This is a genomic window from Nocardia sp. NPDC058666, from assembly GCF_042714895.1.
Lineage (GTDB): Bacteria > Actinomycetota > Actinomycetes > Mycobacteriales > Mycobacteriaceae > Nocardia.
In genome coordinates this window covers 1-24195 of sequence record NZ_JBHXRY010000016.1, presented here as the reverse complement: position 1 = coordinate 24195, position 24195 = coordinate 1, and the positions used below count along the sequence as shown (strand labels likewise).

Here is a 24195-nt window from a genome sequence, read left to right as displayed (position 1 = left end):
CCGAGTTACCCTGCCGCGTGATCGGCACAACTGCTAGCCTGGTCTCGAATTGAGACTAGGTCTCGGCCGAGCATGGGAGCCGCGCGATGACGCAGAACGACCACGACACCAGCGATTTCGCGACCCTCCAGCGACTGGCCGACCAGCGCTGGACCTGCCGCCAGTTCACCCCCGAACAGGTCGACCGCGCGACCGTCGAACAGCTGCTGACCCTGGCCCAACGCACCCCCTCCTGGTGCAATACCCAGCCCTGGCAGGTCGTGGTCACCTCGGGCGAGGGCACCGACCGGTTCCGCAAGGAACTGCTGGCCCACATCCAAACCACCGGCAGCACACCGGATTTCGAATTCCCGACTGCCTACGAAGGTGTCTACCGGGATCGCCGCCGCGCGTGCGGTTTCCAGCTCTACGACAGCGTCGGCATCGTCAAAGGCGACCACGAGAAGACCATGCGCCAAATGGTGCGCAACTTCGAACTGTTCGACGCCCCCCACGTGGCCATCGTGACCTCCGAAGCCGACCTGGGCATCTACGGCGCCATCGACTGCGGCCTCTGGCTCGAAAACTTCCTCCTGGGCGCCCAAGCCCTAGGCCTGGGCGCCGCCCCCCAAGCCGCCCTGGCCTCCTACGCCCCCTTCCTCCGCGACTACTTCGACATCCCCGACACCCGCAAGGTCGTGTTCGGCATCTCCTTCGGCCACCCCGACCTCACCCACCCCATCAACACCTTCCGCACCGCCCGCGCCCCCCTGAACGACCAAGTCACCTGGCACACCACCTAGCGTTTCAAGATCACCACGCTCTCACCGTGGCGATTACCGCTGATCGCCACGCTGACAGCGTGGTGATCAATCGTCCAGCTCGCGTCGGGGGGTGATTCCGGGGCCCGCTTGGGGGTCGATGTCGCGGGCGGTGACTTCGGCGGCGCAGTGGTCGCAGGTGAGGTGGGCGTGTGCCTCGCCCTCGCATCCTCGGTGACGGTATTCGACCGGTGGTCCGTCGGGGGCCATGTAGGTGTCGCCCCAGTCGCGGATCGCCATCAGGATCGGGTAGATGGCGTGGCCTTTTTCGGTGAGGCGGTATTCCTCGTAGGCGCCGTCGGCGGCGGGGCGCTTCACCAGGATTTCGTGGTCGATCAGGCGGTCGAGGCGGTCGCGCAGGCGGCTGCGTGAAATTCCCATGGTGCTTTGGAACGCGTTGAAACGGCGCACGCCGGCGAAGCTGTATTTCAGGATGAGCAGAGTCCAGCGGTCGCCGAAGATCACCAGCGGCCGCGTGATCGAGCACGGGACGTCGGCGAGTTCCTCATAGCGCACCCTGCCATTATGCGCGTGGTTCGGTGATAGCGACCGCGCACCGTCCCGGATGCTGGTATCGCGCGTTGTCATAGCGTGAACCGTTCGGGCCCAACGTGTTCGAAGGCACCACCAATCGGTCGCCGCCAGCCACCCGCTGACGGCGACCGTTGTGGTTGACGACTGCGTTTATGCCGCACCGGCATTCGCCCGGGCAGACATCGCAACCCGATTCTCGCGACGTCTCAGTTTGTAAGCCACCATCTCCCGCAGCGGCGCATCCGGCATCTTCCGCCAACACCCGGTCTGCCACTTCGACCGTGTCGACAACATCCCGACCTCGCACTTCTCGGCAGCCGCAAGATCGACAGGCCCCGTCGCTTCGACGAGGACACTGTCACGACGCCGGTCGACCCGATTTCGGATCCGCTTGTTGCGTGCGATGTTCTTGCGCGAACTCTTGTCGTTCTCCCCGTAGCAGTTACGCCGATCCTTGGCATAACTGAACGCCTTCTTCTCCTGCGGACTCAACCGATGCGCCATCCCGGTCCCCTCTGATCAGACGGCACACTACCGCACCGCGGAGGGAAAGATCGCCTCAATTTTCGTCCACAGAAACGACTTCGGGCCCCAGGAAATCCTGGGGCCCGAATGTCGCTGTGTCACTTCACATCACAGTGGGATGTTCTTGTGGTGGCTCTTGCGGGCCGGGGCCGCGGCCAGGGCGGCGGCGATGGTGCTGCGGGTTTTGGCGGGGTCGATGACCTCGTCTACCACGCCGATGGCTACCGCGCGTTCGACGCCGCCCGCGAGGGCTTCGTGTTCGGCGGTGAGGCGTTCGTGGAGGGCTTCGCGTTCCGCTTCGGGGGCCGCCGCGAGTGCCTTTTTGTGGAGGATGCCCACTGCGGCCTTGGCGCCCATGACCGCTACTTCGGAGCCGGGCCAGGCGTAGACGGCGGTGGCGCCCAGGGAGCGGGCGTTCATCGCGATGTAGGCGCCGCCGTAGATCTTGCGGGTGACCAGGGTGACGCGGGGGACGCGGGCTTCGGCGAAGGCGTGCAGCAACTTCGCGCCGCGGCGGACCACGCCTTCCAGTTCCTGGCCGACGCCGGGCAGGTAGCCGGGCACGTCGGTGACCACGATCAGCGGAATGCCGAACGCGTCGCACAGGCGCACGAAACGTGATGCCTTCTCGGCACTTTCGGAGTTGAGGCAACCGCCGAGGCGCAGCGGGTTGTTGGCCAGCACGCCGACGGTGCGACCGCCCAGACGGCCGAGGCCGGTGACCATGCTGCGGGCGTAACCACCCTGCAGTTCCTCGAACGAGGACTCACCGTCGACGTTGTCGAGCAGCTCGTGCACGATCGGCTTCACGTCGTAGGCGCGCTTGGCCGATTCGGGCAGCATCGCCTTGAGGTCGACGTCGCCGTGCTGTGCGGCCAACAGGTCGAACTCGCCCTGCTCGGCGAACATCGACACCAGGCGACGCGCGCGGTGCATGGCATCGGCTTCGTCATCGGCGGCGATGTGGCACACGCCGGACTTCTTGAAGTGTGTGGTGGGACCACCGAGGGTCTCCATGTCGACGTTCTCGCCGGTCACCGAGCGCACGACATCGGGTCCGGTGACGAAAACGCGGCCCTCGGGCGCCATGATGACGACATCGGTCAGCGCGGGACCGTAGGCGGCGCCACCGGCGGCGAAGCCGAGCACCACCGAGATCTGGGGAACGAGGCCGGACGCGCGAACCATGGCCTCGAAGACCAGGCCTACCGCGTGCAGCGCCTCGACACCCTCGGCCAGGCGGGCGCCACCGGAGTGCCACAGGCCGACCACGGGGATGCCGGATTCGATGGCGGTGTCGATCGCGTCGACCATGTGCTTGCAGCCGTCCACGCCCATCGCGCCGCCCATGATGGTGGCGTCGGAGCAGTAGGCCACGGTGCGAACCCCGTCGACCTCGCCGATCGCGGCGAGCACGCCGGAGCGGTCACGCGGATGCAGCGGCAGGACGGTGCCGGGGTCGAAAAAGCGTTGGAGCCGACCCAGTGGGTCGCGCGGATCGGTAGTGGTGTCTTGAAACGCGGGAGCAATGATGGTCATCGCGCTCACTCCTTCAAAAAATTGCCGCGGTGGCGGCTGCTGTGGCGAACCGCCGGTGGGGGTCGAACCATTCAGTTGGCACGACCCCCACCGGGGATCGGAATGCAGTCGATGCGGCTGTTACGCCCGACCGAAGGCGAGCGCGACGTTGTGCCCACCGAAACCGAAGGAATTGTTGATCGCGTACTCGATTTCCTGGCGACGGGCTTCCCCGTGCACCACATCGAGATCGATCGCCGGATCCTGGTTGTCCAGGTTCAGTGTCGGCGGAACGATGCCGTCCCGGATCGCCAGCACTGTGAGGATCGACTCGAGGGCACCGACGGCACCGATCGAGTGACCCAGTGCCGACTTCGGCGCGTACACCGAAGCGTGCTTGCCGATCGCCTTGTGGATCGCGTTGCACTCGGCGGAATCACCGATGGGCGTCGCGGTCGCGTGGGCGTTGATGTGGGTGATGTCGCTCTTGGTCAGACCAGCGGTCTGCATAGCGCGGGTCATCGCCCTGGCCGCACCGGTGCCCTCGGGATCGGGGGCGACCAGGTGGAAGCCGTCGGAGGTGATACCGGCACCCAGCAGTCGAGCGTGGATGGTGGCACCACGAGCCTTGGCGTGCTCTTCGGTCTCGATGACCATGAGCGCACCGGCCTCGCCGAAGACGAACCCGTCGCGATCCTTGTCGAAGGGACGCGAGGCGCCCTTCGGATCGTCGTTGCGGGTACTCATCGCACGCATCATGGAGAACGCCGCGATCGGCACCGAGTCGATGAAGCCCTCGACACCACCGGTGACGACGATGTCGGCGTCACCCATCACGATCATCCGCCACGCGTTGGCGATAGCTTCCGAACCCGACGAGCACGCCGAGACCGGAGTGACCACTCCCGCCCTGGCCTTCAGCTCGAGACCGACGACCGCCGACGGACCGTTCGGCATGACCATCTGAACAGCCAGCGGCGAGATCTTGCGATAGCCGCCGTTCTTCAGCTTGTCGACCGAGTCGATCAGGGCGTCGCCGCCGCCGAGTCCGGTGCCGATCGCGACGCCGAGACGGTCGTTGTCGACCTCAGGGCTGCCCGCGTTCTTCCACACCTCACGACCGAGAACGGTCGCCAGGCGCTCGACATACGCCATGCGGCGAATCTCGACCCGGCTCAACAGGGTGTCGGGGCTGACCTTCAGGTGACCGCCGATTCGCACCGGCAGGTCGTATTCCTCGATGAAGGAATCCTCGAGAACGTCGATTCCGCTCTCACCGTTGAGGAGTCCCTTCCACGTCGCATCGACGTCACCCGCGATGGACGTGGTCGCCGCCATGGAGGTGACGACAACGTTGGGGAAGTTCCCGTTCAAAGTACTGGGAGCAGGAGTGGTCAAAGTTCGGCCCTACTCGCCGTCGAACTTGGCCTTGAGCTCCGCGGCGGCGTCGGAGTTCTCCGCCTCGAGCTTCTGGATGTAGGAGACAGCGTCGCCCACGGTCTTCAGGCTGGCGAGATCCTCGTCGGGGATCTTCACGCCGTACTTGTCCTCGGTCTGCACAGCGATCTCGACCATGGACAGCGAGTCGATGTCCAGGTCGTCGACGAAGGACTTCTCGATGGTCACCTCGGACGGTTCGATACCCGTCACTTCTTCGATGATCCTGCCGAGTTCTTCGACGATCTGTTCCTGGGTCAGAGCGGCCACTTTGGTGGTCCCTTCTTGTTGCTATTTGTGGGGTCGTGAACGGCTGCACGTCGCTGTGCGTAGCCGCCGGGGGAAAGCTAGCCCGCAGTGGTCAGTGCGACCAACGCGGGGAGGTCTTCGGGGGTCTTCAGGGCCAGAGTGGGCGTGCCCTTCAGTTCCCGCTTGGCGATGCCGACCAGCGTGCCCGCGGGCGGCAGTTCGACCACGGCCGACACGGCCGCGGCGCGAATGGTCTCGTTGCACAGGTCCCAGCGCACGGGGCGCGTGACCTGGGCGGCAAGTTTGGTGATCGCGTCGGCGCCCGAGGTGACAGGCTTGCCGTCGAAGTTCGACAGCAGCGTGCGGATCGGGTCGCTGGGCGAGATCGCCGCGATGGCTTCCGCGACGGCTTCCTGTGCCGAGGCCATGTACGCGGTGTGGAACGCGCCGGCCACCGGCAGTGCGCGAACGCGGGCCTTCTCCGGCGGGTTCGCCGCCAGTTCGGCCAGTGCGTCCAGGCTGCCCGCCGCCACGATCTGGCCGACCGCGTTGCGGTTGGCCGGAATCAGGTCGAGTTCGGCAAGGCGTGCGAGCACGGTGGCCTCGTCGCCGCCGAGCACCGCGGACATACCGGTCGGCTCCAGCGCACAAGCCTTGGCCATCTCCCGGCCGCGAATGGCGGCCAGCGAGACGGCCTCGTCGGCGGTGATGACACCGGCGACAGCGGCTGCGGCGAATTCACCGACCGAGTGTCCGGCCACGACTGTATCGGCCGGGATCGACGCGGGGGCGATTTCGGCAAACGCGAGCAGCGCGGCCGCCACCACCAGCGGCTGGGTCACCGCGGTGTCGACGATCTCCTCGGCCGTCGCGGTGGTACCGAGACGGACCAGGTCCAGGCCTGCGGCCTTGGACCACAGCTCGAGGCGGTCAGTCGCACCGGGAAGCGCGAGCCACGGCGTGAGCATGGCGGGAGTCTGGGACCCCTGTCCAGGGGTAAGCAACGCGATCACCCCCTAAGACAACACTGTGACCCCCGCCGCATGAGATGTCGGCGCGAATGAAGCTTGGGGATGGCTTTTGTAGGGGTCCCACAAAATCCGAGGTGGGGTGTCGGGATCGACCGATTCGCCGATCTCGTTACAGGGGTTCGTGGGCCACCGGGATGGACGGGGTTTCTGTGACGGGAGGTGACGATTCGTTATGCGTTCGTGTCAAACGACCTACTGTCGCCGCAATACGGAGCACATACGCGTCGCGCGGATTCATCGGATCGCGACCGGTCACCTCACCGATTCGTTTGAGTCGGTACCGAACGGTATTTGGATGGACGTACAGCTGCCGAGCGCAAGTCTCTACTGCTCCACCACAATCCAGGTACGCGTCGAGTGTGTCGGATAACGAAGATCCGGCAGCGGCCAACGGCACCACAAGATACTCGTTCAACGCCTCTATCGCAGCTCTATCGCCCAGCAACGCGCGTTCTGGTAACAACTCCGTGGCGTGAACGGGCCTTGGCGCGCCACGCCAGCCCACCACGGCCTCCATGCCGGCCAGCGCCTCGATCGCCGACGCGTGCGCGGCGCCCAACGTGCGCATGGTCGGCCCGATCACCACCGGACCGTCGGAGAACACCTCGGCCAGCAGGTCGGTGAGAAACGGCGACCCGATGCCCGAGTCCCCCAGATTCCCGCTGACCACCATCACCAGCCGCGCACCCTGCACCACCGCCAGCGCCGCGCGACCGTGTTTGGTCGCGATGGTGTGCACGGCGCCGACCGTGGACACGCTCTGGTCCACCGGCGGTGTGCCCACCAGCACGGTGGCGGGCGCGGTGGCGTCCCAGTTCAACGTGGCCGCGCGCGACAGCATGTCCGGACCCGTGTCGCCCCGGACCACCGCGTCGACCACCAGGGCCTCCAGGCGGGTATCCCACGCACCACGCGACTCCGCGGCGCTGGCGTACACCGAGGCGGCCGCGAAACCGAGCTCACGCCCGTATCGCAGCACCGCCTCGGTGAGCGCCACCAGCTGACGATCGTTGCGCGCCAGCGCGGGCAGCCACTGTTCGAAGAAGTCCATGGCCACCCGCACCATGTCCACGGTCTGGCGCAGCGTCAGCCGCCGCGCCAGATCCTGCGGAATCACCTGGAACGCGTCCAGGCTGAAGCGGATATCGGAGTCGGGATCTTGCAACCACTCCAGGAAGTTCACGACCGCGGTCTGCACCAGCATCTGCACGCCGGCACGTTGCGCGGCGTCCAGGTCGGCGAAGAACGGCAGTCGATCCTGCATCGACCCCACCGCCTCGGTGGACAGTCGGCCCGAGAACTGTTTGACCCGCCGTAACAGCGTGTCGGGCAGCGGATCACGGGTCTGCCGGTTCGGGGACAGTGCCCCCGTCGGCAGATAGACCTCGTGCTCGCTGGTGCCCTCGGTGATCCGACGGGGCCGCGGCGGTTTGCGCTCCACAGTCCAATAGTCCGCTACGCCAGTTCCTCTGCCGCGTCCGCACTGGGCTTCGGCGCGGCGGCGACACTGTCGATGCCGTATTTGCGCGCCGCTTCCACCGCCTTGGACCTGTCGAACGTGCCGTCGCGCGCCAGGCCTTCCAGCACCGCGACCACCACCGACTGCGGGTCGATGTTGAACACCCGACGCGCGGCCGTGCGGGTGTCGGAGAATCCGAACCCGTCGGTACCGAGGGTGATGTAGTCGCCGGGTACCCACTGCCGGATCTGATCGGGCACCGCGCGCATCCAGTCCGTGGAGGCGATCACCGGGCCACGCGCGGCCGACAGCGCCTGGGTGATGTACGGAACGCCGGGGTCGGTGTCGGGGTGTTTCAAGGCCGCGATCTCCTTGTTCACCGCGTCCCTGCGCAGCTCGCCGAACGAGGTCACCGACCACACGTCCGCGGCCACGCCCCATTCGTCGGCCAGCATCTGCTGCGCGCGTATCCCGTCGGGCACGGTCACGCCGGACACCAGGATCTGGGCACGGATATCGCCCTCGCCGCCGCGCTGGTACAGGTAGATGCCCTTCAACAGCCCTTCGACATCGAGGTCGTCGGGCTCGGCCGGTTGCTGGTAGGGCTCGTTGTACAGGGTGATGTAGTAGAAGACGTTCTCCCCACCGAACGTGCCCACCGGCGCGACCTCGGTGCCCGGCAATTCACTGGGCGTCTGCGCGCCGCCGCCGTACATCCGCCGCAGACCGTCGCGGATGATGTGCGCGATCTCGAACGAGAACGCCGGATCGTAGGTCACCACAGCGGGATTGGTCGATGCCAGCAGCAGCGACTGCCCGTCGTTGTGTTGCAGGCCCTCACCGGTCAGCGTGGTACGACCCGCGGTGGCGCCGAGCACGAACCCGCGCGCCAGCTGATCGGCCGCGGCCCAGAAACTGTCGCCGGTGCGCTGGAACCCGAACATCGAATAGAAGATGTACAGCGGGATCATCGGCTCGCCGTGGGTGGAGTACGCGGTGCCCGCGGCGGTGAAGCACGCGGTGGAACCGGCCTCGTTGATGCCCTCGTGCATGATCTGGCCGACGGCGCTCTCCTTGTAGGCGAGCATGAGGTCCGCGTCGACCGAGGTGTAGAGCTGGCCGTTGCGGTTGTAGATCTTCAGCGTCGGGAACCACGAGTCCATGCCGAACGTGCGCGCTTCGTCGGGAATGATCGGCACGATCCGCTTGCCGATCTCCTTGTCGCGCAACAGTTCCTTGACCAGGCGAACCAGCGCCATGGTGGTGGCGACCTGCTGCTTGCCCGAACCCTTGCGCACCGAGCGGTACACCTCGTCGCCGGGCAGCTTCAACGGCTTGGCGTCGTTGCGCCGCTGCGGCACGAAACCGCCCAGCGACTTGCGGCGGGCCAACATGTATTCGATGGCAGGGTCGTCCATGCCGGGGTGGTAGTACGGCGGCAGGTACGGGTCCTTCTCGAGCTGCGCATCGCTGATCGGAATGCGTTGCAGGTCGCGGAAGTCCTTGAGGTCCTGCAGTGCCAGCTTCTTCATCTGGTGCGTGGCGTTGCGGCCCTCGAAGTGCTTGCCCAGGGTGTAGCCCTTGATCGTCTTGGCCAGGATCACCGTGGGCTGGCCCTTGTGCGCCATCGCCGCGGAGTAGGCCGCGTAGACCTTGCGGTAGTCGTGGCCGCCGCGCTTGAGATTCCAGATCTCACTGTCGGACATGTTCTGTACCAACGCTTTGGTGCGCGGGTCGCGGCCGAAGAAATGGTCGCGCACGTACGCGCCGTCGTTGGCCTTGTAGGTCTGGTAATCACCGTCGGGGGTGGAGTTCATCAGATTCACCAGTGCGCCATCGCGATCCGCGCCCAGCAGCGCGTCCCACTCGCGACCCCACACGACCTTGATGACATTCCAGCCCGCGCCGCGGAAGAACGATTCCAGCTCCTGGATGATCTTGCCGTTGCCGCGCACCGGCCCGTCCAGGCGCTGCAGGTTGCAGTTGATCACGAAGGTCAGGTTGTCCAGCGCCTCGTTGGCCGCGACCTGGATCAGACCGCGCGACTCCGGCTCGTCCATCTCACCGTCGCCCAGAAACGCCCAAACATGTTCGTCGGAGCAGTCTTTGATGCCACGGTCGGTGAGGTAGTGGTTGAACCGGGCCTGGTAGATCGCGTTCATCGGGCCCAGACCCATCGACACGGTCGGGAATTCCCAGAAGTCGGGCATCAACCGCGGATGCGGGTAGGACGGCAAGCCCTTGCCGAGGCCGCCGTGGCTGTATTCCTGACGGAAACCGTCGAGCCGGTCGGCGCTGAGCCGACCCTCGAGGAAACCGCGCGCGTAGATGCCGGGCGAGGCGTGGCCCTGAATGTAGACATGGTCGCCGCCGCCGGGATGATCCTTGCCGCGGAAGAAGTGGTTGAAACCCACCTCGTACAGCGCCGCAGACGACGCATAGGTCGAAATATGTCCGCCCACACCGATTCCGGGGCGCTGCGCGCGATGCACCATGATCGCTGCGTTCCACCGGATCCAGGCGCGGAAACGGCGCTCGACTTCCTCGTCACCGGGAAACCACGGTTCGTTCTCGGTGGGAATGGTGTTGACGTAGTCGGTGGAGGTCAGCGCCGGAATCGACACACGCCGTTCACCGGCGCGCTCGAGCAGACGCAACATCAGATACCGGGCGCGGCCCGGACCCTCCCGATCGAGCATCGCGTCGAAGGATTCCAGCCACTCACCGGTCTCTTCGGGGTCGATATCGGGTAGGTACGACGCCACTCCTTCCCGAATGACCCGCACCCGCTCACCGGTGGGCTTGGTGGTGGGTTCACCGCCATCGGTCGACACGGAGTCGTCGGAAGCTGCAGAGTGGATCAGGTCGGTCAAATCTGCTCCTCGTACTAGGGGCTGAACTGCTTGTCGGCGTCGCTGTCCCCGGGCTTGCCCGCTTGGTGTGCGGAACGCCCGCTACGAATGGTTCGGGCGCACCCCCATCCTTACCGAAACCGCTGCCCAGGTCATCATGTCAGCAGGAAATCAATTAAGTTCGGCGATGAAAACGCGAGTCGCTTCGGCTAGTGAGAGGGCAACGATGAGGGTGCTACACGCGCGGCGGCTGGGGTCGGTCTGTGCCGTTGTCGCCGTCACCGTCGGTGCGGTGCTGGCGGGCTGTGCGCAGCAGGTTCCCGGCACGCCGACCACCGACGCCGCCGAAGTCGCCGCCTACAAGACCGCCGCGGCCGCCACCTCGTCGGCCGCGGCGTCCTCGCGCGCCGCCGCCGCGCGCGACAAGGCGGTCACCGACAACTGCACCCAGTTCCCCACCACCACCGGCGCGGGCGTGACCGCCTTCAACGACTTCGTGTCCGCCCACGACAGCAACGCGCCCGACTACGCCGCCAAACGCGAGTCCGCGGCCACCACCCTGGACAACGCGGCGACCAAGGTCGAGACGGGCGTGGTCGCCGCGGCGGGCGCGCTGCCCACCGAACTGGCCGACAAATTCAGCGCTTACGTCACCGCCGCGCGCGAACTGTCCACCCAAACCAGAAAGATGACCTACAACTCACCGGTGGACAAGCTCAACACCGCCAGTCGTGCCATCAACCAGGCACGGACCGCGGTCCACGACGCCTGTTGAGACAGCCGATTTTGCCCTCCCGACACGCGGCATACGGTACCGATTCACCCGATCAGCTTGCGCTGCGGCCGATAACCATGTTCGCTTGCACCTATCTTACTGTCGGAAGTTTAGGGAGGACACCACCGTGGTCGCCGCGGCGGACGCGCAGAACTACGCTCAGAAGCTTGGCATTTCTCACGGCTTGGTTGTTCAGGAATTGGGCTGGGACGAGGACACCGACGACGCATTGCGCGCCGAGATCGAGGAGGTCACCGGCGCGGAGATGGTCGATGACGACTCCGACGAGGTCGTCGACGCAGTCCTGTTCTGGTGGCGAGAAGGAGACGGCGATCTGGCCGACGAGTTGATGGACGCCATCAGCCCGCTGGCAGACGAAGGCTTCATCTGGGTCCTCACCCCCAAAACCGGTCAACCAGGCCATGTCGATCCGAGCGAGATCGCCGAAGCCGCACCCACGGCCGGCCTGACTCAGACATCCACCATCAGCCTCGGCGGTTGGACGGCCTCGCGGCTGGTTCAGCCGAAGGCACCGTCCAAACAGCGCTGAATCAGCCGTTCGCTAGGGTCTCAGTTGGGCGAGCAGCCCGGCTGAGACCCGACACGACGGAGGATTCGTACCCATGCCGCTAGAGGTTGGCACTCTCGCGCCGGATTTCACGCTCAAGGACCAGAACAACCAGCCCGTCACCCTGTCGGACTATCGCGGCAAGAAGAACGTGCTGCTGGTGTTCTATCCTCTCGCCTTCACCGGCATCTGCCAGGGCGAGCTGTGCAAGGTCCGTGACGAACTGCCCAAGTTCCAAAACGACGACGCCGAGATCATCGCGATCTCCGTCGGCCCTCCACCCACCCACAAGATCTGGGCCGCGGAACAGGGCTACCTGTTCCCCCTGCTGTCAGACTTCTGGCCGCACGGCGCCGTCACCCAGTCCTACGACGTCTTCAACGAGAAATCCGGCTACCCCAACCGCGGAACTTTCGTCGTCGACAAGTCCGGCTACATCACTTTCGCCGAGATGAACGAGCCCGGACAGGCCCGTGACCAGGCGGCTTGGGAGAAAGCGCTCGCCGCGCTAGATTCATAACTCGACACCGCCGGTTCTCCCCGGCGGTGCCAGGGCGTATAGCTCAGCGGTAGAGCACTGGTTTTACACACCAGCGGTCGGGGGTTCGATCCCCTCTGCGCCCACCTATAGATCGGCTGTCAGACGCCCGTCGATCTTGCAACGGACTGCCGTGAGTCAGTTGCCTTGTCCCGCACATGAATTCCGATGGCCGTTCGCTGTCGAAGGACGTACGTCTCGGGCAGGATGGGCGGCATGAGACAAGCACGTTCGGCTATCGCACTGTCCGCATTGTGTCTGGCCGGGTTCGTGGTGGGGGGCTGTTCATCGGAGGGCGCCGACTCGACGGCGTCCTCCCCCACCTCCTCGACCACGGCCCCCCGAACCACCACGCCTGCGAAAGCCACGGTCGGTGACCCGCTGGCCGTGACGTGCGGGCAATACACGGACCTGGACAAGGCATCCCAGCTCCAGGTGATCGTGGCTGTCTACGGCAATGATCCCGCGAAGAACGACGACCGGGTATCGATGGTCGACCTCCTGTGCATGTCAGACCTCGTGCGGGACAAGCCGGTCAAGGACGCCATGCCCCAAGGGTGACGACGTGGCCGCCGACCGGAGTTCTCCGGCCACTGGAACGGCAGGCCGGTCATCGGCGCACGAGCCGAGCGAGAACGGTCGGCTGCTACGCCCGTGGCGTGTTTTCCCAGCGCCAGTTGGTCCGGCGTGCGTGGCCGGGTAGTTCGGTGCGTCCGGTGGCCCATAGCAGGGTGGGCCAGGGTTGCTCAGAAGTCGGCGCGGTCGGGAACAGTCGGGTGAGGACGCGCGCGCACAGGTCGGCAGGTGGGTTCCAGGGGAGGCCGAGTCCCTGGGTCAGGTCGTGGGTGTGGACCAACGTTTCTACGATGCCCATCGCGGCGAAACCTTCGGCGTCGGAGATTCCGTAGCCGTGGTAGGCGCGCGCTTGCGGTGGTGTCGTGCGCACCATCGCTACCAGCATCCCGGCGCACGCTGCCAGCCCCTGCAGCAGGCCGTCGGGCCCCGCCTGCCTATCCGCGTGAATCGCGTTCGCTGGGCCCCCTGGGCGCCGACTCTCGTACACGAACGGCACGTGCCGGTCCAACGGCATGCCGGGACTCAGCTGTGCCGCATAGGAGAACAGGTCGTCGCTGAGATGCTCGACGGTTTCCCAGCAGTCCCACTCGAGCGTGCCCGCCTTCGCATCCCAACTGTCGGGGGACGCCGTGCGCAAGACCTCTACGGCGAGTCGGACGGCCAGGGCGAGATCGTCTGCGGTGACGGAAGTTTGGATGTTCTCCACTGATTGCGACATGACCCGACGGTATCGCGCCGTACTCGGCCGAAGAACCGAATTTCCGGACGACTTCGCAAGACGGTGGGTCGAAAATCGAATCGAGGCACTACCCGGCTCGACCGAGATCTCGACACCGAGTCGTTGCCGTTCGCACCGCAAGTCGCGGGTCATAGTGGTCGGATGGGAAACGAAACCTCCGTCGCGGCGGCGTTCGAACCATTGGTGCGGGCGGCGTTAGGGCCTGAGCCTGCGGTGCGGTTCGAGTTCTGGGACGGGAGCTCGATCGAATCCGGGAATGCGGGCACGATGCGGGTGCGGTCGCGGGACGCGTTGAGTCATATGGTCTGGGCCCCAGGCGAACTCGGGCTCGCGCGCGCGTACGTCGCCGGGAATGTGGACTTGGACGGCGACATCTTCACGATGCTTCGATCGCTGCAGTCGACAGCGTCGGACGACGCGCATCTCGGCCTCGGCGCCACCTGGAAGGCCGTCGACGCGGCCCGCCGACTCGGCGCGCTCTCCCATCGCCCGAAGCCGCCACCTGAAGAGGCCCAACCCCGTCGCGGACCGGTGCACACCAAGCGCCGGGATGCGGCGGCGATCAGCCATCACTACGACGTGGGCAACGACTTCTACCAGCTGGTTCTCGGCCCGAGCATGACCTACTCGTGCGCACGATTCGTCACCGAGGACAGCACCCTCGAAAACGCCCAGGAGGCCAAGCACGATCTGATCTGCCGCAAGCTCGGCCTGGCCGACCGCACCGGGATGCGCCTGCTCGACGTCGGGTGTGGTTGGGGTTCGATGGCCATGCACGCGGCGTCGGTCTACGGCGCGCAGGTAGTCGGCGTGACGATCAGCGGCGAGCAAGCCGATCTCGCGCGCAAGCGAGTCCACGACGCCGGGCTCAGCGCGAAGGTCGAGATCCGACTGTCGGACTACCGCGACCTCCACGGCGAGCAGTTCGACGCGATCTCCTCGATCGGCATGTTCGAACACGTCGGCACGAAACGCGCAGCGGAGTACTTCGACACCCTGCGCGCCCTGCTGCGCCCCGAGGGTCGCCTGCTCAACCACGCGATCTCCTCCCCCGGCGGTTCCACGATGCGTAGCCGCTCGTTCATCGGCCGCTACGTCTTCCCCGACGGTGAGCTCATCGATGTGGGCGAGGTGGCGTTGGCGATGCAGCGGGCCGGGTTCGAAGTGCGCGATGTCGAAGCGTTGCGCGAGCACTACGCGTTGACCCTGCGAGATTGGGTCGCGAATCTGGAAAGTGCTTGGGACCAAGCGATTTCGCTCGTCGGCGAGGGCCGCGCCCGGATCTGGCGGCTGTACATGGCGGCCTCGGCACTGGGATTCGAGGACGGCGGTCTCGGAATCCACCAGGTCCTCGGCGTGGTGCCGACCGCGCAGGGCAACTCCGGTATGCCGGCGACCCGCCGCGCTTGGGGGTGAGCGGCCGGCACGTAAGACCGGCCGCTCGCTAGCGGGCTCCACCCACGGTCAACGTGCACTGACCGTCCGCACACGAGCGTTGCAGCCGACCCCTGGACAAGGTCTGCACCAGCCCGATCGCCCAGCACATCGGGCACCCACGCAGCGCGACAAAACCCACGGGCAGCAGCAGCAAACTGACCGCTCCGACCACGGGAATCAGCACCACCGCCCCGATCAGCGCACCGAATCCCACCCCGCCGCGCACCAGGTGCTCGACCATCGACTTGCTTGCGAAATCACCGCTCATCCTGTCCTCCGACAACATCGTCAGCAGCCCGCAGCGCTTGCTGAACCGCCGCCCGAGCCCGATGCAGGCGCGACTTCATCGCCGCCGTACTGAGCCCGAGCGCATCGGCGACCATCCGCCCGCTGTAACCCTGAATGTCGCGCATGATCAACACGCTGCGCTGGTCCGCGGGCAACGCGGCAACCGCAGCCGCCACCCTGCCCGCCTCCCACCGCCGCAGTACCTCATCCTCCGCCGAAGCAGCTGAGATGTTGTCCTGCAACGGCATTCGATACCGCATCCGCGCACGACGCAAACACTCGTTCCGAACGATCCGAAACATCCACGACGCCAACGCCCCCGAAGCCCGCAACATCCCGACCTTCCGATACAGGATGATCAAAGCCTCCTGCGCCGCGTCCTCCGCGTCTTCCATTGTGGCACACAGGGAGTAGGCGAACCGCTGAATATGCGGATGCGCCCCCGCCACCAACGCCGCAATCGAATCCACATCCCCACCCTGCGCGGCCGCGATCAATTCCCCACCAGGCCAACCAGATTCACCCACGCCCAGCTCGTTTGCGCTTCAACACGTACACGCACGTGCAGACCAGACTCAACCCGACCACAACACCGATCCCGATGATCACAACAACCTCCCTATCCGTCCGACATCCGTCGCGACACACATAAGAGGCACGCTCGGCCCGAAAGGATTCACCCATCCACATCTGCCCTATGTTCGCGGAGCACCGCCGCCGAGGACAGGTCCCAATGACACTCGCCATCTAGCGTGAGACGCATGAAGTGTCCTGACATGTCGCGCGGCGCACGCCTGGCTGCCCACGGTGCCATCTCCGAAGCCCTTGCACTGCACAGCGATTCCGAGCTACAGGACCTCGTCGACGCAGCAGCGCCGCTGGGTTCCGGCATCGGTGGAAAATCGGCCATGTTGGAAGTCGGCGGCTCTCAGGTCTTCGTCAAGCGGGTGCCGTTGACCGACCTGGAGCGGCTTCCGGAGAACGTCGGGTCCACGGCGAATCTGTTCGGGCTGCCGATGTTCTGCCACTACGGCATCGGCGGTCCCAGCTTCGGCGCGTGGCGAGAACTCGCCGTCCACATCATGACGACGAACTGGGTGCTCGCGGACGAATACCACGGCTTCCCGCTGATGCACCACTGGCGGATACTGCCGGACTCGACGCCGCTGCCCGAGGAACTTGCCGATGTCGACCGGGTCGTTTCGTTCTGGGGCGGTGGGGCTGCGGTGCGCGATCGGGTCGAAGGTCAGCGGCAGTCCGGTGCGAGCATCGCGCTGTTCCTGGAGTTCATCCCGCAGAACCTGCATCAGTGGTTGGGCGAGCAGGTCGACGCGGGCGCCGAGGCCACCGATCGCGCCTGTGCCATGGTCGACAATGATCTACACACGGGAATCGCCTTCATGAACAGCCGAGGCCTGCTGCACTTCGACGCCCACTTCGAGAACATCCTCACCGACGGCCAACGGCTGTATTTCGCCGATTACGGTCTGGCGATCTCCACCGATTTCGCGCTGTCACCACAAGAATCCGACTTCTACGATTGCCACCGAACCTACGACCGCGCCTATGCACGCTTCTACTCCACCCGCTGGCTGGTCGCTGCCCTGCGCGGGCGTGACAACCTCGACGCGCGAATCAGCGAGTACGCCAACGGCAGGACGCCTACCGGGATCCCGGAGGTTCCCTCCTCGATCATCACCGGCAATGCCCCACTCGCGACAGTGATGGCCGAATTCTTCCGCCGCCTCCAGCACGAGAGCAGGCAGACCCCGTACCCGCGGCTCGAGATCGCGCGAATGGTCGGCGATTGTGATTTCCCGCAGGGCATCATCGATCCATGACCAAATACCTCATCTCCTTCCCGAGCGAAGCCATGGTGCTCGCCGACGAGGAGTTTCCGATCGTCGTGGCCGAATCGCATGCGGTGATCGAGGAGGCGAAGGCGGCCGGTGTGTACGTGTTCGGCGGGGGAATCAATGCGGAGGTCGATCCGGTGTTGGTCGGGGCCGACGGGTCGGTGAGTGGGGAGATCTATCCGGGCTCCGTGCTCACGGGCGGGTTCGCGGTGTTGGAGTTGCCTACACGCGAGGACGCGGTCGCGTGGGCGGGGAAGTTGGCGGCGGCGTGCCGGTGTTCGCAGGAGTTGCGCGAGTTCGGGTTCGACCCGGCGAGCTAGATCCGGCGGTAGCGGTGGTGGCTACCGCCGAACCGATCGCTAGGACCCGAAGCTGCCGGTCGACGGCTTGGGGGTCGACGGCTTGGGGATCGTGACCGTGACGAACTCGGAGAACACGTATTCCGCGCCGTTGATGCAACCGGCGCGTGCGGTGAGCGTGGTGCCGGGCGCGAGGCCTTCGAGGGTGACGGTGATGGTCTTGCCCGCGTCGGCGATCGCCGCCAGGGTGCCGTCGCCGAAGAACACGTGGTTCTTCTCCGGTCCGACACCGGCTTCGGCCCAGCACTGACCCCGGTCGTTGGGGTTGTGCAGGGTGGCGGTCACGGTGCCCGACGCGGCGGCGTCGAAGGCGACCTGGGGCGCTACGAACGGCGTGGCCGCGCCCGCGGGAGCGATGGGGCCGAACACGACCGCGGCGGCGGAGGCGGCGAGGAAAGCTCCGGTAATTCGTCTGTTGATCACTTCTGTGATGCTGCCCCACTGAAGATTCCGATACAAGGACCGCATCGCATTCTTCGGCTGAAAGCTGCTAACCCACGTCCCGACGCAACCACGTGACTTCCGCGCCGATGCAATCGGTTCCCTGCCGGAATGCCTCGAGATCCTCATCCCAGGGCGAACCCAATGCACGGTCGAGTTCGGTGGAAAGGTCGAAGGTTCCGAGGGAGTCCAGTTCCGCGGCGGCTTGCAGTAAAGCGCGTAATCGCATTTCGCCGAGCATCACGTCACCGTTGGCGCCGGTGGAACCGTGCCACAGGCCCAGTTGGGGTACGAAGCTGTAGCGTTCGCCGTCGACTCCTTCGCTGGGGTCTTCGGTGACTTCGAAACGCAGTACCGGCCAGGTCCGCAACGATTGGGCTATCCGGGCGGCGGTGCCGACGGGGCCGATCCAGTCGCTGCTGGCGCGCAGTTGTCCGTCGGCGGGCTGGGTGTTCCAGCGCAATTTCGCCGGGGACGACAGCGCGGTGGACAGTGCCCATTCCACGTGCGGGCACAACGCGGCGGGCGATGAGTGGATGTAGACCACACCCGCCGTCGCGTCAGCGAACTGACTCGATGCGCGCACTAACAACACCTCCAGCCTCGACAAGGAACGTCTTCCCCAACGGCCCGTCGTGGTCTGGCGTGGCCCGAGTGTAGCCAAACGTGCGGTGTTGCGCGTGTTACTTTACTGCGTGTTATGTGTCTCTGCGATAACGGAATCGCTGAATTTCGGCCACGCGGTTCTGGCCCAGTCACCAAAATTCTCGTCGCTCAACGCGATTGTCGCCACCCCTATTTCCGGGTCGACCCACAGGAACGTGCCGGACTGGCCGAAGTGCCCGTAGGTGCGTGCGGAATTGGCTGTGCCCGTCCAATGCGGGGTTTTCCCGTCGCGGATTTCGAATCCCAATCCCCAGTCGTTGGGTCGCTGCGACCCGTATCCGGGCAGGATTCCGTTGCGATCGGGAAATTGCACGCTGGTCGCCTCGGCCGATGTTTGCTCAGATATCAATTGGGGTGTCAGCAACTCTTGGGCGAATAGGGTCAGGTCGGCCAGGGAGGCGCTGCCCGCGTGCCCGGCGGAACCGTCGAGGGTCGCCGAGGTCATGCCCAGTGGTTCGAAAACCGCCTCGCGCAGGTACTGCGGGAATTCGATGCCGGTCTGCTCGGTGAGAAAGTCGGCGAGCAGTTCGAAGCCCGCGCTCGAGTAGATGCGGCGGGCGCCGGGTTCGGCGAGAATTTCGGGGGTGGCGAAGGCGACGCCGGAGGTGTGGGCGAGCAGGTGCCGCACGGTCGATCCGGGCGGTCCGGCGGGTTGGTCGAGTTCGACCGCGCCTTCCTCGACTGCCACGAGCGTGGCGTAGGCGACCAACGGTTTGGTGACCGAGGCCAGCGCGAACACGCGCTCGGTGTCGCCGATGCTGTCCACCGAGTCGGCGGTGACCACCGCGGCGGCGGCATTTCGGACCGGCCAGTGCTGAACCTGCTGCAGCGATCGCATATCGGCAGCGTACGAGACGCGGCTACGATCGTGGGCACCATGAGTGCAGCACCCTCGATCCACGGCGACGTGGCGGCCGGTTTCGGCCCCGTCGCCGACGCGTTCCGCCGCAATTTCACCCATCACGGCGAGATCGGCGCCGCGGTTGCCGTGTATTCCGGCGACGAACCGCTGGTCGATTTGTGGGCGGGACATCGTGATCGCCGGCGCGAGGTGGCGTGGGAGCGCGACACGATCGTGCCGGTGTTCTCCTCGTCGAAGGGGATGTCGGCGTTCACGATCGCGACGGCGGTGTCGCGCGGGCTGCTGGACTACGAGGCGCCGGTAGCCAAGTACTGGCCGGAGTTCGCCGCGCACGGCAAAGACCGGATCACCGTGCGGCAGCTGATCGATCATCAGGCCGGGCTGTCCGGGTTGGACCGGATCGTGAAACTGCGTGAGCTGATCGACCGTGATGCGCTGGGCGAGCTGCTCGCCGCGCAGAAACCGGCGTGGGAGCCGGGCACCCGGCAGGGCTATCACGCGCTGACGTTGGGGTTGTATCAGAGCGAACTGTTGCGCCGGGTGGATCCGGAAGGTCGCAGCCTCGGACAGTTCTTCGCCGAGGAGATCGCGGAACCGGTCGGCGCCGACCTGTTCATCGGCCTGCCCGCATCCGAGCCGATGGAGCGGGTCGCCCAATTGTCGGCGACCAAAGGCTTCGACATCTGGCGGTACGAACGCCGTGATCTGCCGTTGCGCATCGGCGGCGAGGTCTACGCCAAGCGCGGGTATTCCTATGCGGCACTGACCAACCCGCGTCCCGGTGCGCCTGCTCGTGCCGCGCGTCGGGAGTTCCTCGAAGTCGAATGGCCCGGCATGAACGGCGTCGGCAACGCTCGCGCGCTGGCAAAGGTCTACGGCGCCGCGGCGGGCCGCACGGGATCGCTGCCCATCAGCGACGACGTCCTCGATCAGCTCGCCGCGGCCGACACCGCCGACGATGTCCCCGCCGACGACCTGGTCTTGCACACCAAGAGCCGCTACCACCTGGGCTTCCGCAAATCGCGCGGCACCTTCCGTTTCGGCTCGGACAAACGGGCCTACGGCACCACCGGCCTGGGTGGCTCCTTCGGATTCGCCGACCCCACAACGGGATTGGGGTTCGGCTACAGCATGAACCGCCTGGGCATGGCGATTCTCGATGATGTGCGTAGTCGCAACCTGCGCGAGGTCGTCGTGCGGTGCACCGACCGGTAGACAGGTGTGCGCGTAGCCAGGGCATTGGCATCCGATCCCGTCGTGGGCCGCGAGTACCGATTGCCCGGCCTAATCGTCCAAATCGGCGGCGTTCAGTCCGTATTTCGACGGAAACGGGCCCCGATTGGACGATTAGGCCGGTCTCGCGAGTCGTCCGGCTCCTACGTGGGCCGGGCGCAGCCGTGGATCAGTGTGCGGTGACGCCGGTGATCTCGTTCGGCGCGGCGGCGAGGGTGGCCGTGGCCGTGACCTTTCCGTCGGCCAGGTCGATGCGGTGGACCTGCTTGGTCGCCGGGTCGCTCACGTAGGCGATGCCGTCCCGCACGAACAGGGCCGGGCGGGCGTCCTGCCAGTCGAGGGGTTCCTGCCAGGTGCCCAGCACCGGAATGGTGCGGATTTCCTTGCCCGCGCCGGGGTCGATCACGTGGATCTTGCCATCGGTGCCCAGAATCAGGGCTTCACCCTGCGGGCCGCGCGCGAGTGAGCGGAAGGTGTAGCTGGTGCCGATGTCGACCAGGCGCAGGGTGCCGTCGGTGGTGTCGACCAGCGAGATCTGCTGTGGGCGTTCGAGTTCGGCCTCCTTGTCCTGCTTGTAGTCGCCGAGCACGATCGGCGAGGCCTCGCTGCCGGACATGTTGCCGATTCGGCCGTACGGTGTCGGGCTGGTCACCTTGGTGATCTTGCCGTCGCGGTAGACCACGGCGCCGGTCTGGCACCCGACCACGACCGCTTCACCCTGTGCGGCGGCTTCGCCGTGCACGCCGGGGCAGTCCTCGTTGCGCGCGATTTCCCTACGGTCCTTGTCCAGTGCCGCGAGGCCGACTCGTGCGTCCTCGGTGCCGAGGGTGACCAGCAGGTTCCCATTGGAGAGTTCGAGGGCGACGCCGTGGTGCGCGGTGGGCGTCTTGTAGACCTCGGAGGATTTGCCGCTGTCGATCTTGTCGGTGTCGATGATGGTGACCTCGCCGGTGCCGTCGGCGAACAGCACGGTCTTGCCCGCGTGCCGCACCACGTGGCCAGGTTTGGCTGCGGGATAGTCGGTTCCGGTGAAGGCGGCGGCGTAGGCGTCGAAGACGCGGAAGCCGTCCTTGGTCGACACCATGAGGTGGTCGTGGTCGCCGGCCGGGTTGAGGCGGTTGTATCCGTCGAGTTTCACGTCCCCTTTCTGGGCGAGCGAGGCGCCGTCGAGGACGTAGATGCCGCCGTCGTAGGTGAGCGCGATCGGTTCGGCGCCCGGTGTGTGCTCGTGGGCGTGGTCGGGTTCGTCCGCCGTGCAACCGCCCAGTGCGATCACCGAGGCGAGTGCCCCGGACATGGCCACCATCGTGGTGGTCCGTGACCTGTTCATGTACTGCTCCATTTCTCGGTGCGTGAATTACGTTGTGGGCCCGGACAAACCACGGGCGATGGCCTCGGTGTTGACGCGGGCCATCTCGAGATAGGTGGCCGCGCCTTCGCCGGGCGGGGTGAGGGATTCGGTGTGCAGGGCGATCACCTGCACGTGCAACCCGGTGTGTTCGGCCAGGACGCGCGAAAGCCGGTCGGGCTGTGCGGAATCGGCGAAGATGGCGCTCACGCCCGCGGTTCTGATCGCGGTGGCGAGTGCGTCGAGGTCGGAGGCGCTCGGCGAGGCCAGGGTGGTGCCGCTGGGGATCACCGCGCCGATCATCCGGAACCCGAATCGCTGTGCGAGGTAACCGAATACGTGATGGTCGGTGACCAGTTGTCTGCGCTCGGCTGGGATGGCGGCGAACTTGTCGGTCATCCACCGATCCAGCTGGTCGAGTTCGCCGAGGTAGCGTTGCGTATTGGCTTGCACCGCACCGGTATCGATGCCGGCGACCTGGGCGAGCACCTCCGCGCTGATCGCCTCGACGGCCAGGCGCACCCGTGCCGGATCGGTCCAGAAGTGCGGATCGGGTTGTCCCGCGGACTCATCGGAGGTGTAGCGGATCGGATCAACCCGCTCGGCGACGGCGATCGTGGGCACTCCCGCTGATACCGCGGCCTGCACATGCCGGGCGATGCCTTCCTCGAGCCCGAGGCCGTTGTGCACCACCAGCGCGGCGTGCTCGATGTCGGCCGCCTGACGTGCGGAGATCGCGAACGAATGCGGGTCGGTGCCGGCCTGCATCAACACCGTCACCGGCACCGAGTCGCCCACGACCGCCCTGGTCAGGTCGCCGAGAATGTTCGTGGTCACCACGATCCCGGACCGCTCGGTCCCACTGGTGCACGCGGCGAGCAACGGGATGAGCAGCGCGGCCGTGATGAGCAGTCGGGCCGTCCGGCGCATCGCCACGCTGACTCGCGACGTGCCTGCTCCCGGCGTGCCGCGGACGTGGAAAGCGCGGGCCTCCCACCGGATTCGGCCGAACCGGCGCGATGCTGAGACCGGATTCGCAGGCATCGAGGAAACCTGTTCGGCCACGAACGGGTCGATTACACCGGCTGTGGTCGACGGTCGGATGTCGAGAGATGCGTGGTTCACAGACCTGTCTCCACCATCAGCGAGGGCGCGATATCCAGTTCGAACGTGCGCGCCAACCGGAGGTTGTCGTTGTAGGCGATCTCGTGGACCTTGCGCCCGCGAATGTCGTTGACGTAGGCGCGATCCGGGTCGACGAGGACTACCGGCTGCCCCTCGACGGGCCCGCTCGAGACAGCGAGTTGTCCTGTCTCCCCGCCGGATACCGGATCGATCGCGTGCAGGACACCGTCGCGGGTGAGCACCAGCAGCGGTGATCCTTCACCGGCGGTGTTCGCCGCGACCGGGTCCACGATCGCGGTCCGTGTCCAGGTCTTCTTCCGGATATCGAGCGTCCACACACCATCGCGACCAGCGAGCGCGGTCAGCGTCGTGCTGCCGGGTCGATGAGTGAACGCGCTGGCCCGATCCGAGGTCAGCGCCGGGTAGGGAATCTTCTCGGCGACGAAATCACCGTCGCGCTGCGCCACCACGAGTGCCCCGTCGGCGCAACCGAATACAACTCCGCGCCTGGTGACAACCTGTCCCTGCGGCTGCGGACACGTGGCGTTCTGCACCTGTCCCGCCGCCCCGTCCCGCCCGCGTACCTCGACGCGACCCGAACCGTCGGCGACCACGATCCGCTCGGCGTAGGGCAGCGCGATCCCCTCGACGCGGCGCTGTTCCTTGGCAACGCCGCTGTCCAGGGCCGACCGATCGAACAAGATCGTCGCGCCCGAATCCAGCACAACCGACGCGACGGCGGCGTCACTGTACGCACCAACAACCTCAGATCCCCCTCCTTCGGGCTGCGAATCCAGGGCGCCGGAACCACCCGCACTCCGGCCGCCTTCAGCCCGCGAATCCGGGTCCGCGGAGACACCGCCATCACCGGCCCCCGAATCCGATCGGCCGCCACTGTCCTCGGCGGGAGAACTGCCCACCGCGCCGACGTCGCGGATCGGCGCCTGGTAGTAGTGCCGGTGGTCGCCGTGGTCGACAG

General features: G+C 66.2%; 25 protein-coding genes, 1 tRNA gene and 1 pseudogene. 10 read left to right on the top strand and 17 right to left on the bottom strand.

Annotated elements, in window-relative coordinates; translation table 11 throughout:
- Positions 1–86 precede the first annotated feature (86 nt).
- A complete protein-coding gene (locus ACFWVD_RS25250) occupies positions 87–782 on the top strand; it encodes a nitroreductase (RefSeq protein ID WP_379246810.1) in 696 nt (231 codons plus the stop codon).
- 66 nt (positions 783–848) lie between these two features.
- Here ACFWVD_RS25250 and ACFWVD_RS25245 read toward each other — a convergent pair whose 3' ends face one another.
- From ACFWVD_RS25245 to aceE, 8 genes are all read right to left on the bottom strand, one after another.
- Entirely contained in the window at positions 849–1316 is a 468-nt protein-coding gene (locus ACFWVD_RS25245) for a winged helix-turn-helix transcriptional regulator (RefSeq protein WP_379246808.1), read from the bottom strand.
- 168 nt (positions 1317–1484) lie between these two features.
- A complete protein-coding gene (locus tag ACFWVD_RS25240; RefSeq protein ID WP_379246806.1) occupies positions 1485–1838 on the bottom strand; it encodes a hypothetical protein in 354 nt (117 codons plus the stop codon).
- A gap of 129 nt (positions 1839–1967) precedes the next feature.
- Complete coding sequence (locus ACFWVD_RS25235; RefSeq protein ID WP_379246804.1) at positions 1968–3398, bottom strand: acyl-CoA carboxylase subunit beta; 1431 nt, start codon at positions 3396–3398, stop codon at positions 1968–1970.
- A gap of 120 nt (positions 3399–3518) precedes the next feature.
- Positions 3519–4775 (bottom strand): KasA/KasB family beta-ketoacyl-ACP synthase, encoded by a 1257-nt coding sequence (locus tag ACFWVD_RS25230; RefSeq protein ID WP_379246802.1) that lies wholly within the window; start codon positions 4773–4775, stop codon positions 3519–3521.
- Between the two features lie 9 nt (positions 4776–4784).
- Positions 4785–5084: a meromycolate extension acyl carrier protein AcpM gene (acpM, locus tag ACFWVD_RS25225; protein WP_379246800.1), complete on the bottom strand. Its 300-nt coding sequence runs from the start codon at positions 5082–5084 to the stop codon at positions 4785–4787.
- 77 nt (positions 5085–5161) lie between these two features.
- Positions 5162–6076 carry an ACP S-malonyltransferase gene (locus ACFWVD_RS25220; RefSeq protein WP_379246798.1) on the bottom strand — a complete coding sequence of 305 codons (915 nt, stop codon included), beginning with the start codon at positions 6074–6076 and terminating at the stop codon, positions 5162–5164.
- Between the two features lie 127 nt (positions 6077–6203).
- Entirely contained in the window at positions 6204–7505 is a 1302-nt protein-coding gene (locus ACFWVD_RS25215; protein WP_379246923.1) for a PucR family transcriptional regulator, read from the bottom strand.
- A gap of 44 nt (positions 7506–7549) precedes the next feature.
- Positions 7550–10387 carry a pyruvate dehydrogenase (acetyl-transferring), homodimeric type gene (aceE, locus tag ACFWVD_RS25210; protein WP_379246921.1) on the bottom strand — a complete coding sequence of 946 codons (2838 nt, stop codon included), beginning with the start codon at positions 10385–10387 and terminating at the stop codon, positions 7550–7552.
- 244 nt (positions 10388–10631) lie between these two features.
- On the opposite strand from aceE, the gene ACFWVD_RS25205 reads away from it, so the two are divergent.
- From ACFWVD_RS25205 to ACFWVD_RS25185, 5 genes are all read left to right on the top strand, one after another.
- Entirely contained in the window at positions 10632–11180 is a 549-nt protein-coding gene (locus ACFWVD_RS25205) for a hypothetical protein (protein ID WP_379246797.1), read from the top strand.
- A gap of 127 nt (positions 11181–11307) precedes the next feature.
- The gene (locus ACFWVD_RS25200; RefSeq protein ID WP_379239034.1) at positions 11308–11730 is read left to right on the top strand and encodes a DUF3052 domain-containing protein; all 423 of its coding nucleotides are present in this window, start codon (positions 11308–11310) and stop codon (positions 11728–11730) included.
- A gap of 73 nt (positions 11731–11803) precedes the next feature.
- On the top strand, positions 11804–12268 hold the full coding sequence (locus ACFWVD_RS25195; RefSeq protein WP_266299002.1) for a peroxiredoxin: 465 nt from the start codon (positions 11804–11806) through the stop codon (positions 12266–12268).
- Between the two features lie 32 nt (positions 12269–12300).
- A tRNA-Val gene (locus ACFWVD_RS25190) sits at positions 12301–12372 on the top strand.
- 130 nt (positions 12373–12502) lie between these two features.
- Positions 12503–12847, top strand: coding sequence for a hypothetical protein (locus ACFWVD_RS25185; RefSeq protein WP_379246795.1), 345 nt, complete (start codon positions 12503–12505; stop codon positions 12845–12847).
- An 85-nt stretch (positions 12848–12932) separates the two neighbouring features.
- On the opposite strand, the gene ACFWVD_RS25180 is transcribed toward ACFWVD_RS25185, so the two are convergent.
- Positions 12933–13580 (bottom strand): maleylpyruvate isomerase N-terminal domain-containing protein, encoded by a 648-nt coding sequence (locus ACFWVD_RS25180; RefSeq protein WP_379246793.1) that lies wholly within the window; start codon positions 13578–13580, stop codon positions 12933–12935.
- Positions 13581–13742: 162 nt separating this feature from the next.
- Between ACFWVD_RS25180 and ACFWVD_RS25175 the strand changes: the two genes are divergently transcribed.
- A complete protein-coding gene (locus ACFWVD_RS25175; RefSeq protein ID WP_379246791.1) occupies positions 13743–15017 on the top strand; it encodes a class I SAM-dependent methyltransferase in 1275 nt (424 codons plus the stop codon).
- 28 nt (positions 15018–15045) lie between these two features.
- Here the strand turns inward: ACFWVD_RS25175 and ACFWVD_RS25170 are convergent, their stop codons facing one another.
- Complete coding sequence (locus tag ACFWVD_RS25170) at positions 15046–15306, bottom strand: hypothetical protein (protein WP_379246789.1); 261 nt, start codon at positions 15304–15306, stop codon at positions 15046–15048.
- Complete coding sequence (locus ACFWVD_RS25165) at positions 15296–15853, bottom strand: RNA polymerase sigma factor (protein WP_379246787.1); 558 nt, start codon at positions 15851–15853, stop codon at positions 15296–15298. Before ACFWVD_RS25165 ends, ACFWVD_RS25170 begins: the two co-directional genes overlap by 11 nt.
- A gap of 234 nt (positions 15854–16087) precedes the next feature.
- Here ACFWVD_RS25165 and ACFWVD_RS25160 point away from each other — a divergent pair, with 234 nt between their 5' ends.
- Both ACFWVD_RS25160 and ACFWVD_RS25155 read left to right on the top strand, forming a co-directional pair.
- Positions 16088–17167 carry a protein kinase family protein gene (locus tag ACFWVD_RS25160; RefSeq protein ID WP_379246785.1) on the top strand — a complete coding sequence of 360 codons (1080 nt, stop codon included), beginning with the start codon at positions 16088–16090 and terminating at the stop codon, positions 17165–17167.
- Positions 17164–17502: a YciI family protein gene (locus tag ACFWVD_RS25155; protein WP_379246783.1), complete on the top strand. Its 339-nt coding sequence runs from the start codon at positions 17164–17166 to the stop codon at positions 17500–17502. The genes ACFWVD_RS25160 and ACFWVD_RS25155 overlap by 4 nt, the downstream gene beginning before the upstream one ends.
- 39 nt (positions 17503–17541) lie before the next feature.
- On the opposite strand, the gene ACFWVD_RS25150 is transcribed toward ACFWVD_RS25155, so the two are convergent.
- From ACFWVD_RS25150 to ACFWVD_RS25140, 3 genes are all read right to left on the bottom strand, one after another.
- The gene (locus tag ACFWVD_RS25150; RefSeq protein WP_379246781.1) at positions 17542–17964 is read right to left on the bottom strand and encodes a hypothetical protein; all 423 of its coding nucleotides are present in this window, start codon (positions 17962–17964) and stop codon (positions 17542–17544) included.
- A 67-nt stretch (positions 17965–18031) separates the two neighbouring features.
- Positions 18032–18568 (bottom strand): DUF3145 domain-containing protein, encoded by a 537-nt coding sequence (locus ACFWVD_RS25145; RefSeq protein WP_379246779.1) that lies wholly within the window; start codon positions 18566–18568, stop codon positions 18032–18034.
- 102 nt (positions 18569–18670) lie between these two features.
- Complete coding sequence (locus ACFWVD_RS25140; RefSeq protein WP_379246778.1) at positions 18671–19486, bottom strand: serine hydrolase domain-containing protein; 816 nt, start codon at positions 19484–19486, stop codon at positions 18671–18673.
- A gap of 39 nt (positions 19487–19525) precedes the next feature.
- On the opposite strand from ACFWVD_RS25140, the gene ACFWVD_RS25135 reads away from it, so the two are divergent.
- Entirely contained in the window at positions 19526–20725 is a 1200-nt protein-coding gene (locus ACFWVD_RS25135) for a serine hydrolase domain-containing protein (protein WP_379246776.1), read from the top strand.
- Positions 20726–20912: 187 nt separating this feature from the next.
- Here ACFWVD_RS25135 and aztD read toward each other — a convergent pair whose 3' ends face one another.
- From aztD to ACFWVD_RS25120, 3 genes and pseudogenes are all read right to left on the bottom strand, one after another.
- Entirely contained in the window at positions 20913–22073 is a 1161-nt protein-coding gene (gene aztD / locus ACFWVD_RS25130) for a zinc metallochaperone AztD (RefSeq protein WP_379246774.1), read from the bottom strand.
- Positions 22074–22100: 27 nt separating this feature from the next.
- The gene (aztC, locus tag ACFWVD_RS25125; protein ID WP_379246919.1) at positions 22101–23021 is read right to left on the bottom strand and encodes a zinc ABC transporter substrate-binding protein AztC; all 921 of its coding nucleotides are present in this window, start codon (positions 23019–23021) and stop codon (positions 22101–22103) included.
- A 191-nt stretch (positions 23022–23212) separates the two neighbouring features.
- Positions 23213–24195, bottom strand: a pseudogene (locus tag ACFWVD_RS25120) (metal ABC transporter permease); the annotation flags it as partial.